Annotated in this window: 12 protein-coding genes; 4 read left to right on the forward strand and 8 right to left on the reverse strand. The window is 42.8% G+C overall.

The genetic code is table 11. The annotated features are described in order from the left end of the window. Positions 1 to 155 precede the first annotated feature (155 nt). From MIC7126_RS0103330 to MIC7126_RS32190, 3 genes are all read right to left on the reverse strand, one after another. The gene (locus tag MIC7126_RS0103330; RefSeq protein WP_017651700.1) at positions 156 to 2,828 is read right to left on the reverse strand and encodes a DEAD/DEAH box helicase; all 2,673 of its coding nucleotides are present in this window, start codon (positions 2,826 to 2,828) and stop codon (positions 156 to 158) included. A gap of 224 nt (positions 2,829 to 3,052) precedes the next feature. After that, entirely contained in the window at positions 3,053 to 3,379 is a 327-nt protein-coding gene (locus tag MIC7126_RS0103335) for a hypothetical protein (RefSeq protein WP_017651701.1), read from the reverse strand. Positions 3,380 to 3,395: 16 nt separating this feature from the next. Beyond that, the gene (locus MIC7126_RS32190) at positions 3,396 to 3,521 is read right to left on the reverse strand and encodes a hypothetical protein (protein WP_017651702.1); all 126 of its coding nucleotides are present in this window, start codon (positions 3,519 to 3,521) and stop codon (positions 3,396 to 3,398) included. Positions 3,522 to 3,832: 311 nt separating this feature from the next. On the opposite strand from MIC7126_RS32190, the gene MIC7126_RS0103345 reads away from it, so the two are divergent. Both MIC7126_RS0103345 and MIC7126_RS0103350 read left to right on the forward strand, forming a co-directional pair. Then, entirely contained in the window at positions 3,833 to 5,503 is a 1,671-nt protein-coding gene (locus tag MIC7126_RS0103345) for an ABC transporter substrate-binding protein (RefSeq protein ID WP_017651703.1), read from the forward strand. Positions 5,504 to 5,619: 116 nt separating this feature from the next. Continuing rightward, complete coding sequence (locus MIC7126_RS0103350; RefSeq protein WP_017651704.1) at positions 5,620 to 6,645, forward strand: ABC transporter permease; 1,026 nt, start codon at positions 5,620 to 5,622, stop codon at positions 6,643 to 6,645. 51 nt (positions 6,646 to 6,696) lie between these two features. Here the strand turns inward: MIC7126_RS0103350 and MIC7126_RS0103355 are convergent, their stop codons facing one another. The 3 genes from MIC7126_RS0103355 to MIC7126_RS0103365 all read right to left on the reverse strand — a co-directional run bounded on the left by MIC7126_RS0103355 (position 6,697) and on the right by MIC7126_RS0103365 (position 9,685). Beyond that, a complete protein-coding gene (locus tag MIC7126_RS0103355; protein WP_017651705.1) occupies positions 6,697 to 7,323 on the reverse strand; it encodes a hypothetical protein in 627 nt (208 codons plus the stop codon). Between the two features lie 64 nt (positions 7,324 to 7,387). Then, the gene (locus MIC7126_RS0103360; RefSeq protein WP_017651706.1) at positions 7,388 to 8,356 is read right to left on the reverse strand and encodes an N-acetylglucosamine kinase; all 969 of its coding nucleotides are present in this window, start codon (positions 8,354 to 8,356) and stop codon (positions 7,388 to 7,390) included. A gap of 69 nt (positions 8,357 to 8,425) precedes the next feature. Beyond that, on the reverse strand, positions 8,426 to 9,685 hold the full coding sequence (locus tag MIC7126_RS0103365) for an MFS transporter (protein ID WP_017651707.1): 1,260 nt from the start codon (positions 9,683 to 9,685) through the stop codon (positions 8,426 to 8,428). Between the two features lie 268 nt (positions 9,686 to 9,953). Here MIC7126_RS0103365 and MIC7126_RS0103370 point away from each other — a divergent pair, with 268 nt between their 5' ends. Continuing rightward, complete coding sequence (locus MIC7126_RS0103370; protein ID WP_017651708.1) at positions 9,954 to 10,988, forward strand: peptidoglycan-binding protein; 1,035 nt, start codon at positions 9,954 to 9,956, stop codon at positions 10,986 to 10,988. Positions 10,989 to 10,994: 6 nt separating this feature from the next. Here MIC7126_RS0103370 and MIC7126_RS0103375 read toward each other — a convergent pair whose 3' ends face one another. Then, complete coding sequence (locus tag MIC7126_RS0103375) at positions 10,995 to 11,477, reverse strand: DUF2141 domain-containing protein (protein WP_017651709.1); 483 nt, start codon at positions 11,475 to 11,477, stop codon at positions 10,995 to 10,997. A gap of 247 nt (positions 11,478 to 11,724) precedes the next feature. On the opposite strand from MIC7126_RS0103375, the gene MIC7126_RS0103380 reads away from it, so the two are divergent. Beyond that, the gene (locus MIC7126_RS0103380; protein WP_017651710.1) at positions 11,725 to 12,639 is read left to right on the forward strand and encodes a S66 peptidase family protein; all 915 of its coding nucleotides are present in this window, start codon (positions 11,725 to 11,727) and stop codon (positions 12,637 to 12,639) included. 20 nt (positions 12,640 to 12,659) lie between these two features. Here the strand turns inward: MIC7126_RS0103380 and MIC7126_RS0103385 are convergent, their stop codons facing one another. Then, the gene (locus MIC7126_RS0103385) at positions 12,660 to 13,547 is read right to left on the reverse strand and encodes a glycosyltransferase (protein ID WP_017651711.1); all 888 of its coding nucleotides are present in this window, start codon (positions 13,545 to 13,547) and stop codon (positions 12,660 to 12,662) included. Positions 13,548 to 13,584: the final 37 nt, after the last annotated feature.

Raw genomic sequence — 13,584 nt, forward strand, 5'->3', positions numbered from 1 at the left:
CCATTTACATAAAAAGAAGTGGCTTTGCCACTTCGTAATTCCCAGGTAGAACCTAAGAAAGAGTATAACTACTAAACAAGTTGAAAATCGTATAAACTGACACTAAATGGCTGTATATATTTGTTTATATTCTCATATATGCCAGCTTGATTTGTTTATTCCACCACTTCATTGACTGGGAAGCGATCAATTAGTTGCATGGCGCGGTAGGCGTTGCGCTGTAGAGAATTTGGCAGGTTGGGGACATGGGGAATCTGGGATAGCAAATCTAGTGTCCGGCGCAAAATTCTCACGACATCGCCTTCATCCAAGGTGGTGTGTTCGCAAAGTTGTGTCCACTCTATACCCAAGGCCCACTGCTCGACTAGGGCGATGAGTTCAAACTCTAGCCAGATTGGTAAGGCTACATTGTACCGTCGTTGCAGTTGGAAGATTTGGCGACGAATTCCCCGCAATTTGGCGAGGGCTTCTGCGACTTCCGGGCTGAGGTCGAAGTGTACTTTGCTATCAGGACGGGGGGTTTCGGTGACTAAGGCTGCTGCTGCGGCGGCTAGGTGATGTGGATCTAGGCTATCTAATTCACCGCTAGCGAGTACTAAACCTAACCATAATTCATTTTCGCCACGGATGGCGGCGGCGACTTGCCCTAATGGTGTGGGCACTAGGTTATCTAAACAGCCGAAATGCTGTAATATTTCAATTAAGCTGAGGAATTCTTCCCAATAACGCTGGGATTGTTGCGCTATTTGCTCTTGTAGTACTTGCAGTTCTGCTTCTAGTTCGACACAGCGGGCTTGGCGTTTGAAAATGGCGCCGGCGTTACCGGATTGATATAAGGGGTGGGCTTCTAATTGTACTTGTACGGCGGTGACGCGACTGAGCTGTTCTGTCACTTCCTGGGGCACATACAAAGATTCTTCGGGGTTGGGTATTTGCTGGGCGATCGCTATGGTTTCTTCGTTACCACGGCGTGTTTGTCCTGGTCTGAGCAACAAATCTGGTGGTGGTAATATCTGCGGTGGGACTTCGATGCGTGGTAATTCGGCGTATAAGTCTGCTATGTCTGTAATATTGGCGACATACCAACGGTTATCACCACCCAAGCATACTAAGTTATGGGTTTCACCAGTGCCGGGAGTTTGTCCGATTAATACTGCCGTTACAGGTGTGGATAATGTAAAGTTTTTGCCTTTTATGCTCAGTAAAGTTCCGGAGACAGCAAAGCCTAACATCATGGACAATTGCTCTTGTCGTTGTTCTTGGGCTTGCTCTTGCAGAGTTCTCAATAACTGGCGTTCTACTTTCAAGCGTTGCCGCAATTTCTCATAAACAGCTAGTTCATTTTCATCAATGGCGGCAATTTGGGCTTGGAGTTCGGCTAGTTGAGCTTCGACGGCGGCAATTTCATCATAATCTGGGCGCAAATGTAAGGTAGCCATGTACTGCCCAAAGCTGCGTTCGATCAGTTCCCTGGCTTGTTCAATGGTGTGGGTTTGCAGCAGGTTGAGCACCATGCCGTAACTAGGTGTAAATTGGCTGACCAAGGGGTCTGGTTTGGAGGTTGCTAAATATGCGGCTTCTTTGGAGCCTTCAAAGGGAGTTTGCAGGGTGACTACATGACCTTGTTTATCCATCCCCCGGCGTCCGGCTCTACCTGCCATTTGCAGAAATTCCGAGGCGTTGAGGAGGCGGTGTCCGGTGTCGGTGCGTTTGGAAAGGGTGGAGATGACTGTTGTTCGGGCGGGCATGTTGATTCCTGCTGCTAGGGTTTCGGTAGCAAATACTACTTTAATTAGCCCTTGCTGAAACAGTTCTTCTACTAAAACTTTCCAGGCGGGTAAAATGCCGGCGTGGTGAGCAGCTATTCCCCGGTAGAGGGGGGCGATTTGTCCGGAACGTCCGGCTTCGGGGTTGCGGTGTAAAAATTCGTCAATCTGTACCCGCAATCGGTAGGCTTCATCATTATTGACTAACCATAAATCGCCTACCTCGGCTACGGCTTTATCACAGCCCCGACGGCTGAAAATGAAGTAAATCGCCGGTAGCATGTCCCGTTGTTGCAGGTGACTGAGGGTATAAGCGATGCTTGGTGCTTCTGGTCTACCATTTTTGCCTTTGTCCCCTTGTTTTCTTTTACCCCGGTTGGAGAGACGGGGGTTAATTTTGTTTTTGCTGTCGTTGAGGAGGGGAAATAAGCCTTTGGGGTTGCAGAAGAGAAATTCTAGGGGGACTGGGCGAAAATCGGAATAAATTAGGTCGGTTGGGCCGTGGACACGGTTGAGCCAGTCGGTGAGTTGGTCGCTGTTGGCGACTGTGGCTGAGAGGGCTACTAGTTGTACTTCTGGGGGACAATAGATGATTGATTCTTCCCAAACGGTGCCGCGTTGGCGATCGTTCATGTAGTGACACTCATCGAGTACTACGGCTTCTACGTCTACGAGGGAGATGCCGACTTGCCCGATGGGTGTACCGTAGAGCATGTTGCGAAAAATTTCTGTGGTCATGACTAAAATCGGTGCGTCTCTGTTGATGGAGGCGTCGCCAGTTAGTAAACCAACGTGGTCAAAACCGAATTTTTCGCGGAAGTCACGTAATTTTTGATTAGATAGGGCTTTCAGGGGGGTGGTGTAGAATACACGTTTTCCCCGTGCGAGGGCGCGATAGATGGCGTATTCACCAACTAAGGTTTTGCCTGAACCTGTGGGCGCGCACACAACTACGGAGCGTCCAGCATTCAGGGACGCGATCGCATCTTTTTGGAATTGATCTAGGTCAAAGGGAAAAATCGACGCTAGGTCAATTTCTGGGGATCGTGCAGGATAGTTCACTCAATCAGATTTGCAACCAGACTGTCTACTATGGTAACGGCTATTTTGTCAACTTCGTTAGGGATTAGGGTAGCTATTTCTGGATGCGTGGTTTTGTGGTCATTTCTTGGTGGCGAAAACTGTTAAGTAGTGGGGGGAACAGGGAACAGGGAACAGGGAACAGGGAATAGGGAACAGGGCTTTGAGGTTAGTTCAAAGCCCTAATGGCGGATGCGGCTATTTTGCTATTGCACCACTAATTGGATGTTTTGCAATTGACATTTGGCTTGGGCTGTGCATAGGCGTTCTAATACCTGTTCTGCGGTCATGAGGCGCTTGAGCACTACTTGACCGATGGTATCGCTGGTGTTGATTGGTGTGAGGGGCTTGACTTCTACGGTGAGAACAGCTTCTTCAACTCGATAAAGCCACAGTGATTCGTTATGTTCTACAAGACAAATATTCAACCGCTGAATATCTGGTTGGCGTCGCCAAGCGGTAATCTGCCAAAGTCCGTCAGCAGCCCACACTCTCGCTACAGCCCATCCCTCAGAGAGAAAGAAATACTTCACGTTTTTAGTCTCACTTTTAGACTTTCAATCTGCCGTTTACAATACCGCGATCGCTTTGTTCGCTGACGTATACACATTGATGTTTTTCATCAAATCGATGCAGCACTGTTTCTTTGCGGTACTTGACCAACTGTTGATTCATGCTGCTGGGAGGATGCTAAAAGCTTGACTCAGCTTTTCCCTGATAACTATGAATTTACGACACATTCAGCGATTGTCTGAGATTTTAATTAAATATAAAGTTTTCGTCTAAGAAGGGAATAGGGAATAGTTAAAAGTTCCTCACTATCCCGGAAGGGGTTATTATCCCCCGTTCCCTGTTCCCTGTTCCCTTTTTATTTAGAGAATTACGAATTACAAATATTGTCTAGTTTTTCCAAGATTTTCTAGATTGAGGCTGCTAGTTTTATATGGTCGAGCGATCGGCGTATAGTACAATAGCTGACCACTGTGATGAATAATGTTAGCGCTATGAGTTGGTGGGATTTAGCGGTGAAAAAATGGGGTCGGGTGGCGAGATTTTGCTCTTGGTTTTGTTTATGCTTTTTTTTGGTGGTTAGTTGCGCTCCTCGCCCACAGACTACTACACCGCCATCGGGTGCGGCAAATACCCCTACAGGTGATGGTAGGATTACTATTGGGACGACAGCGAAGCCAAAAAGTCTCGATCCGGCTGATGCTTATGAGTTGGCGTCCTTGGGTTTGGTGTTTAATATGAGCGATCGCCTGTATACTTACACTCCAGGAAGCACGGAAATTAAGCTGCAATTAGCAACAGCTTTACCCAAGGTGAGTGCGGATGGTCTAACTTATACTATTCCTCTGCGTCAAGGGGTGGTTTTTCATGATGGGACTCCTTTTAATGCGGAAGCGATGGCTTTTAGCATCAAGCGGTTTATTGAAAATAAGGGTAAACCATCATTTTTATTAGCAGATACAGTCGATTCTGTCAAGGCTACTGGAGCATATGAATTAACTATCAAGCTGAAAAAACCATTTGCAGCTTTTCCCTCACTGTTAGCTTTTCCTGGGGTGTGCGCGGTTTCGCCTAAAGCTTATGAACTGGGCGCCGGGAAGTTTAAACCAGAAACATTTGTGGGGACTGGGCCTTACAAGTTAGGACAATATGGTAGTGATTCCCTGCGATTTGATGTATTTGATAAGTATTGGGGAGAAAAACCAGTTAATCGGGGAATTAATTTACAAATTCAAACAAGTCCGGTGAATTTGTTCAATGCTTTCCGCACTGGTGCTGTGGATGTAGCTTACTTGTCTCTTCAGCCAGATCAAATTCGCAGTTTGGAGGAGGGAAGTAAAAAAGGGGATTGGCAAGCGATCAGCGCTCAGGGTAGTGTAGTTAGTTATATGGTGTTGAATCGCAATCAAAAGCCTTTGGATCAACCAGAAGTTAGAGCTGCGATCGCTTCGGTAATTGACCGCCCGTTATTAAATCAACGAGTTTTATTTGGTCAAGCTGATCCACTTTATAGTATGATTCCTACAACCTTCGATGTTTCCCAACCATTATTTAAAGATAAATATGGTGATGGTAACGTTGAGCAAGCCAAACAATTATTAACCAAAGCTGGTTTCTCTCAACAAAATCCCGCGAAAGTGCAAGTTTGGTATCCTTCTAGTTCTCCTTCTCGCTCTTTAGCAGCACAAACACTCAAATCTCTAGTCGATCAGAAGTTGGCAGGACTATTACAATTAGAAATTAACACTGTTGAAGGCCCTACCTTTTTTAAAGACATCTCTAAGGGTTCATATCCCATAGCTTTGTTAGATTGGTATCCAGATTTTTTAGATCCTGATAATTACGTCCAACCATTTTTATCTTGCCAAAAAGGTTCAGAAGCAAAAGGATGTGAATCTGGAGGTAGTCAAACCCAAGGGTCATTTTACTACAATGCGACTGTCAATAAATTGATTGATCAGCAACGTCAAGAGCAAAACCCCGAAGCTCGTAAGCAAATATTTGCTCAAATCCAAACTCAAGTAGCAAATGATTTACCTTACGTTCCTTTATGGCAAAATAAAGACTTTGTATTTGCTCAAAAAAATGTGAGTGATGTCCAACTTAATCCCACACAAATTTTGGTATATCCATCTTTGAAAAAATAGTCAACTGAAGTCTGAAGCCTGAAGTTTGAAGTCTGAAGTCTGAAATTACCCCGCTTCTGCATCAAGAGTCAAAAATTTAAGTTTTTGACTCTCGACCCTGGAATCATCACAAACATATGTCTCGATCTAAAGCCCTACAATATTACATCATCTCACGTGCACTACTAGCACCACTGCAACTGTTAACTATTATCACGATTGTCTTTCTTTTATTAAGAGCAACTCCCGGAGATCCTGCAGATGCAATTTTGGGTGGACGTGCGCCAGAAAGTGCGAAAGAAGAGTTAAGAAAACAATTAGGTTTAGATTTACCATTATGGTTACAATATTTGAATTATTTAGGAAAATTACTCAGCTTTGATTTGGGGACTTCCTTAACAAGTCGAGGACAAAATGTTGGGAGCATAATTGGACAATATTTCCCAGCAACGGTAGAGTTAGCAGTGTTTAGTATGGCTGTGGCTCTGATTGTAGGGATTTTAATTGGAACTCTTTCTGCTTCTCGTCCTGGAACAGTTTTTGATGTCAGCGGGCGCTTGTTTGGTATTATCACTTACGCACTGCCGATGTTTTGGGCGGGAATGTTGTTACAATTGGTGTTCTCAGTCCAACTGGGGTGGTTTCCTAACTCGAACCGCTTTCCCCCTAATCTCCCCGCTCCTGGTCATATTACGGGACTGTATACTATTGATAGCTTGTTGAGTGGTAATTTCACTCAGTTTTTTGTATCATTGCACCATCTGGCACTGCCTAGCCTGACTTTAGGAATTTTGCTCAGTGGCATTTTTGAACGGATTGTCAGAGTGAATTTAAAGCAAACTCTGCAAGCCGATTATGTAGAAGCAGCTAGAGCCAGAGGGATTAAAGAAGATAAAATTTTAGTGGCTCATGCCTTGAAAAATGCTTTAATTCCCGTAATTACTGTTTTAGGATTAACCTTTGCTTCTCTACTGGGTGGGGCGATTTTAACAGAGGTGACGTTTTCTTGGCCTGGGCTAGCAAATCGCTTGTATCAAGCCATCTCCGATCGCGATTATCCTACAGTTCAGGGTGTGTTAGTATTTTTTGGAGCGATCGTTGTCGGCGCGAGCATTTTGATTGATATTTTAAATGCTTACGTTGATCCACGCATTCGTTATTAAGATTTGTTTCAGTTGGTAGTCAAGGGTTTAGCTTTGATGCTTAAATCCTGACTATAAATGCTGGTTGATCAACCCACCGAGTAAAATCCTGACGACAGTTTCTAACTCTTCAGTCACTCGGTAAAGATTAATTACCTGTTGAAGATTTTGTGTTCGTCTGTGAAGCAGACCGAACTGCCAAATATTACCTGTAGTCACAGCTCCCAAAATTTGCGGTTGAGTGGAAAAATCATTCCATTTATCCAGGGCTATCATTTCTGTAGCCAGTTGAGTAAATCCTTTATTGATATCCGCTTGCTTGGCTTCAACCACTACTAAATTAGTTGTAGTTCGCAGATAGTAATCTAAATTGCCTTGGAGTTTACTGTCAACCTTAAGACTATATTCTATACGTAATTTAGCGCGGGAATAATGAATTAAATCAGTAATAATCGGTGCGATGAGTATTTCTCGGCGCGTAGCTTCATTTTCTAAATCTACAAATGGTAATACCTCTTCAATTCTCTGTTTCAGGTCGCTGAGTCTGTCTAAGACGCCAGAATATTGTGGTAAATCCAAAAATTTCCGCTCAAAGGAATAGCCAAATTCAGCTACTAAATCGTCAACTGCGAACCCTAATTCAAAATAATTACTAAAAGTATATGAGCGATTAGGGTCTAGCAGGGGTGGGCGGCTCATATAATTGCTCTTATCTAGCCAGCTAGGGGAATTATTGTTATTTTACACAGAAGTGCGATCGCTATCAATCTCTCTGGGCTAAACTCCTCACCGCCAACAAACCAGCACCATAAGCAGGTTCATTCCTAGGAAAAATCACTTTCACTTGAGAAAATCGTTGAGCCAGAGATACAGCAAATCTTTCTTGCATTTTACATCGGCTATGCCACACACTCCCCGTTGTCACCACTTCCAAAACTGCATCGGGACTAAAAATCGCCTGAATCACAGTATCAGTCGCTTTGACTAATTCCTCTACCGCATCATCAATAATTTGGTTTGCAACTTCATCACCTAAAGCTGCTACTAAATCGACAATTTGTGCTAAGGTCGCAATTTTTTTTACACCCCAGTCTCGACGATATACAACTGCAACTAAATCTTCTATACTTGCCAAATCAAGATATTTTTGAAAACACTCAACTAAACTTGTGGGTTTCCCTCTTCCATCATCAGCTTTTAGTGCTGCTTGCATACCAGCAACAGCAATTTTGTATGCACTTCCTTCATCACCTAAAATATAACCCCAACCGCCGACTTTTTTGACAATTCCCTGACGATTTTTCCCCAAAACAATCGAGCCAGTACCAGCCGCAACCACAACACCTTCATTATGACCAAGACCGCCGACTAAAGCAATCAAAGCATCATTATAAATTAGTATATCCTCTACTGATAACATCCAATTAATCGGTAAAGATTGACTATTTTGTAAATCCTGCAGTATACCTTTGACGACTTGAATATCTCCAGATCGTCCTACACCTGCTAAACCCAAACAAAACGCTTCGATTTTCACAGGTTTAGGGATATTTAAGGCATTATCTATTGCTAATTGTATCGCCGATGCTATAGATTTTTGTGCGGCTATAACACCTATACTATGATAATTAGATGGGCCGGCTATCCCCCGCCCCAAAACTTGATATTGCTCATCCATCAAGATGCAAACAGTTTTACTACCACCGCCATCTATTCCCAAAACATAACTCATAAATAATGATTTTTTTATTTAATCATCTGCGCTAGCCATAGTTTAGCACTGTTAAATTAGACTCGATGCTTAACTTTGAGAAATGGCAGATTTTGTTTTTAAGGGAATGAAAAATAGAGCAATCATTCCCGGAATCGTCAGGATGCAAACTAAAACAAAAAATAAGGGATATCCCACAGCTTTTTGGATGACACCGCTGATGGCTCCAGGTAACATCAAACCTAAAGCCATAAATCCAGTAGATATCGCATAGTGGGAAGTTTTATAATCGCCTTGGCAAATATACATCAAATAAACGCTAAAAGCTGTAAAACCCAGACCATAACCAAATTGTTCTAGGGAAACCAAGAGATAAACTAATGGCAATGACGGTTTAATATAAGCCATGTAGACATAGAAAATATCGGGTAAATTCAAAGCTAGCGCCATTGGTAGTAGACATTTTTTTAATCCATATTTAGAAATCACTACTCCTCCTAAAATTCCACCGACAATGAGAGAAAGTACCCCAAAAGTTCCGTATATCCAACCAAATTCTTCTGTTGATATTCCTAAGCCGCCTTGTTCTACTTTGTCCAACAAAAATAAAGACGCTATTTTCAACAACATCGCTTCACCTAATCTGTAGAGTAAGATAAAGGCTAAAATTGCCCCAATTTTATCTTGCTGAAAATAGGTTTTAATTACTAGCCAAAAAGGTATCTGATTCAATTGTGTTTGTCTTTGAGTATCTGCGGCGGGTAGAGGTAAAATTAGGCGATGAAAAATAAATAAGATAGCAAACAAAATTGCTGAAAAACCTATCGATATAGTCCAACTCAGCGGAATATTATTTAAACTAGTTTCTAGCCTCCCTGCTAAAACCACAAGCAACCCACTACCAAATAACACAGCTAACCGATAAAATAATGAGCGAATGCCTACAAAAAAGGCTTGTTGTTCTGGATTTAAAGCCAACATATAAAAGCCGTCAGTGGCGATATCATAAGTAGCAGAAATGAATGCACCGACGGCTAAAGCTGCTAAGGATATAAAAAAGAAATTGGCTAATTGTAATGATAAAGCGACTAAACTCAAGCAACAAAACATCGCAAATTGGGTGACAAGTATCCATGTTCTTTTAGTCGAGTAAATATCAACAACTGGCCCCCAAAACATTTTGATTACCCAAGGAAGATAGAGAAAACTTGTCCAAGCGGCGATTTGGTCGTTATCTATGTTGAGTTTTTTGTAAAAAATAACGGAAACTGTGCTGATGAGGACATTGGGGACACCTTCAGCAAAGTAGAGGGTGGGTATATATGTCCAGGGAGATTGGGGTTGTTTCATGAATTTTTTTTAAGAAATGCGTCTTTATACGGTGAAGTAAGCTAAACAAAGTGTTTTCACTAAACAGCGCTTGACTGTTTTCTGTTCCACCATTGTTCCGTGAGCAATTTTTTCTGGAAGAGAAAGTTAACTTTTAGACCGCTTGCAGTTATCGTGGTATCGATGAATTAAAAAGTCTTTTCTGTCTAAAGCTTGCCATATGAGGCTATGTCACTCCTCAATTCCTATCTTCTTTTGTTTTGTCTGTCTGGGTTTTTACCATCATCCGGTGAATCCAGCGACACCTAATTCTTTACAAACTGCTCCAGTTAAACAGCTCATCCTCAAACCTGACAGTCAAGGACAGGATGTACAAGCTTTGCAAACTCAACTTCAAAAGTTAGGATACTACAATGGTGCAGTCGATGGTCAATACGGGGAAAGTACCCAACTTGCTGTATCTAAATTTCAAAAAGCTCAAGGTTTGGTAGCAGATGGCATTGCTGGGGAGGAGACTAGAGAACGTCTGCAATCTGCTATAGTTGCAAAAACTCCAGTTAGCGCTGCTGCGACTCCTACCTCTCAACCCAGTTCTCAAAGCAAGACAAGTAGGGTCAGCTTGATTTGGTGGTCGTTGTTGGGATTGGGGCTTTTAGGCAGCGCTGGTGCTATTCTTTATCTATACAGACGCTTGACGCAGAATCAATATTCCCAAGATGTTTTGTCTGCGAGTGCGGAAACTGAAACACAGACTGAACAAAATTCAGAAATCTCTTTAAATACAGAGTCGCAATCAACGCAAAATTCCCAGTTGAGTGTCGCAGATGGAGAGGGCGAGGTATCGCAAATGATACCATTAGAATCTACTTCCCGTTTGAGCAAACTCAGTGTTGTTGATCAATTAATTCAAGATTTGCACAGTACTGACCCTAGCTTGCGACGCAAGGCGATTTGGGATTTAGGGCAGCAAGGGGATTCACGAGCAATTCAACCCCTGTTAGACTTGATGATGGATGTGGATTCTCAGCAACGTAGCTTAATTTTGGCAGCTGTGGGAGAAATTGGCACCCGCACCCTCAAGCCGATGAACCGCGCTTTAGCAATTTCTCTGCAAGACGAAAGTCCGCAAGTGCGACAAAATGCGATTCGTGACCTGACTCGCGTTTATGATATGATGAGCCAAATTAGCCAGATGTTATGCCATGCTCTGGAAGATTCTGACGCTGAAGTGCAGTCAACTGCAAAGTATGCGCTTAATCAAATGAATCGTATTCGCACTGTTCCAGAGCAGAGGAGTCCATCAGAAGGTTTACCCAAAGACTGAATCAAGTTAAAAATATTTCAACTGAATACTAATTTTAGTATTTGCTCCTGCCAGAAAAATCGCTGCTTCCTGAAATTTAGGAGGTTTATTGGTTACTTCCGGGTTTCTGGAAAAACCGAAGCCTTCAATAGGCATACCCAAGCTGTTACGATTGAGGAGCATGTCTTTGTTTTGGTCGTGCATCACCGCTACAGCATAGGTACCTGCTGGCAAATTTTCAAAGATGATTTTAACGGGGATATCAGTAATTTTAGTACAACGTCTTTGCAATCCGCGATCGCGCTGGTTCGGAAACCCCTGACTTTTGGCAAAAATACTAGCGCAGACTTGTCCTTCTTTATTTTTAACGCCTTCAACTTCTATAGTGAGGGTACCAGAAAAGCCTGCCTTGGCGCTGGATGACCATAGTAAATTGCCAAGAATTGTTAGCAGCAATACATTTACGCCTAACCCTTTGACCACCAAATCTTTAGCAATTTTGCTGTTCATAATGTCTGCAAATAAACGACTGACCAAAACAGGGTATCTATTAGCGATCGCTCGCAAAAATAATTTGATAAGATTTTACCGCGATTATCAGTTATGATGTCAAACTATCTGGCAATTCTCATAGCAACAAATAATCTGATGCAACCCTTACCCAGAGGGCATTATCTTCAGAATCAAAAATACTATCTTTTCCCTGGAAAATAGATTATAGTTTTAATTTTTAACTCCCCAGTTATAGCTGTTTTTCATGCCATTCCCTAGCCAAAATCTGCCATCAAAAATTCAACCACCTCCCCTTAAACCAGGGGACTTATTACGAGTTATCGCCCCCAGTGGCGCTTTGCGAGAATTTGAGGCCTTTAATCGCAGTATTGAAATTTGGCGATCGCATGGCTACCGTATAGAAATCATACCAACAATTGATCACCGCTGGGGATATTTAGCAGGTGAAGACGGAACCCGTCGCCAGCACTTAGCTGCAGCTTGGCATGATGCCGATTGTCGTGGTATCCTCTGCGCTAGAGGGGGTTTCGGTAGTACCCGCATCTTGGAAAATTGGCATTGGCAAACCAACTCAGGCTTACCCAAATGGCTAATTGGTTTTTCTGATATTACCGCCTTGTTGTGGAGTCTGTATAATCACGGAATTTGCAGCCTTCACGGCCCCGTACTCACTACCCTCGCTGATGAACCAGATTGGTCAGTAGCGCGGCTATTTGATTGCGTAGCTGGTCGTCCCCTCGCCCCGATTAAAGGGTGTGGCTGGGGAAATGGCGTTGCTAAGGGAATTTTGCTTCCTGGTAATCTTACGGTGGCTACCCATCTTTTAGGCACACCCATACAACCAAATTTCGATGGCGTGATTCTGGCATTTGAAGATGTAGCCGAAGCCCCCTACCGCATAGATCGCATGTTAACACAATGGCGTTTAAGTGGGGCTTTGTCTCAAGTGCGGGGTATCGCTTTGGGCGGTTTTACTCGCTGTTACCAGCCAGCAAACATCCCTAGTTTTAGTGTAGAGGAAGTTTTGCGCGATCGCTTAAGTGATTTGGGTATTCCTATAGTGTCTGATTTGCCTTTTGGCCACGATCATCCTAACGCTATCTTACCAGTAGGAGTGCAAGTAACGTTAGATGCAGATCAAGGGATATTAGCTATCTGAATGAAGCAAAAATATTGCCCTCACAACAACGATTTTTGAGTGTGTAATTCGTCGCTCTGTTCAGGTGAAAAAATCCCAGTCTCAACTACTTGCTCAACTATATGTGGATAAAATTCTTGAGCAATTTGACGAAATTTCCCGGAAGCAACCAACCCACCCCAACAGTGAAGCAAGCAAACATCATGTTTCTGTTTGAGCATCGATGCAGCATTAATTTGGTGCGTTTGGGAAAAGTTTTGTTCAAAAAGCATCGCTACAGATTTTTCCGTAGTCATTGACGCAGCGTCGATTGGGTCAATGTTATAGATGTTAGGAAGTTTCGTAACAGAAAATTGTGTACGATGAATAGCTCTAACTAAAGCTAGCTGATCCTGTTTTTTAAATCTTAACCATTCCTGATACCATTGCTGGAATAAAAACCGAGTTTGTATGTTGTCTCTCCAAACAATTACTCCACTGTTAAAATGATTTGTGGTTTCTGGAAGATATTCTAAGGTGTAGTTTTTTTCTTCTGGAGAAATATGAGTACACAAAGCCAGGATTGGAGCGCGGTCAAGTACCATAGCCATATCTCCTTGAGCCAGATAATCCCACAATTCTCTAATCGGCTTGAGAGGAAGAATATCTGCGTCTAGAAAAAGTGTCTCTTTGTATGGACTAAAAATTGATAGACGTGTTTTAATTTCTCTAGATGAAAATGAGCTATGATGATTTAACTCATTTGCCTCGATAAATCTGGCAGTAATTCCGTAGTCATTAAGAGGCAGCAGTTTCAGTGAGGGATAATCGCACAGCAAAGTGATAGGTATATTTGGCTCAAGTTGGCGCAGAGCGATTGCACTGATTAAAGCCGCCTCAAGATATGCAGTATTAGATACTGCACAGTAAAGCACTCCTCGAATTGTCATAAAAAAAAGACTGGAAATACAAACACCGTTACTGATT

It is taken from the genome of Fortiea contorta PCC 7126 (genome assembly GCF_000332295.1).
GTDB classification, from domain to species: Bacteria; Cyanobacteriota; Cyanobacteriia; order Cyanobacteriales; family Nostocaceae; genus Fortiea; species Fortiea contorta.

Bases quoted from the DNA above. Each gene is read 5' to 3' on its own strand.
- MIC7126_RS32190 (WP_017651702.1), bottom strand. From the start codon at position 3,521: ATGAATCAACAGTTGGTCAAGTACCGCAAAGAAACAGTGCTGCATCGA.
- MIC7126_RS0103345 (WP_017651703.1), top strand. From the start codon at position 3,833: ATGAATAATGTTAGCGCTATGAGTTGGTGGGATTTAGCGGTGAAAAAA.
- MIC7126_RS0103350 (WP_017651704.1), top strand. From the start codon at position 5,620: ATGTCTCGATCTAAAGCCCTACAATATTACATCATCTCACGTGCACTA.
- MIC7126_RS0103355 (WP_017651705.1), bottom strand. From the start codon at position 7,323: ATGAGCCGCCCACCCCTGCTAGACCCTAATCGCTCATATACTTTTAGT.
- MIC7126_RS0103360 (WP_017651706.1), bottom strand. From the start codon at position 8,356: ATGAGTTATGTTTTGGGAATAGATGGCGGTGGTAGTAAAACTGTTTGC.
- MIC7126_RS0103365 (WP_017651707.1), bottom strand. From the start codon at position 9,685: ATGAAACAACCCCAATCTCCCTGGACATATATACCCACCCTCTACTTT.
- MIC7126_RS0103375 (WP_017651709.1), bottom strand. From the start codon at position 11,477: ATGAACAGCAAAATTGCTAAAGATTTGGTGGTCAAAGGGTTAGGCGTA.
- MIC7126_RS0103380 (WP_017651710.1), top strand. From the start codon at position 11,725: ATGCCATTCCCTAGCCAAAATCTGCCATCAAAAATTCAACCACCTCCC.
- MIC7126_RS0103385 (WP_017651711.1), bottom strand. From the start codon at position 13,547: ATGACAATTCGAGGAGTGCTTTACTGTGCAGTATCTAATACTGCATAT.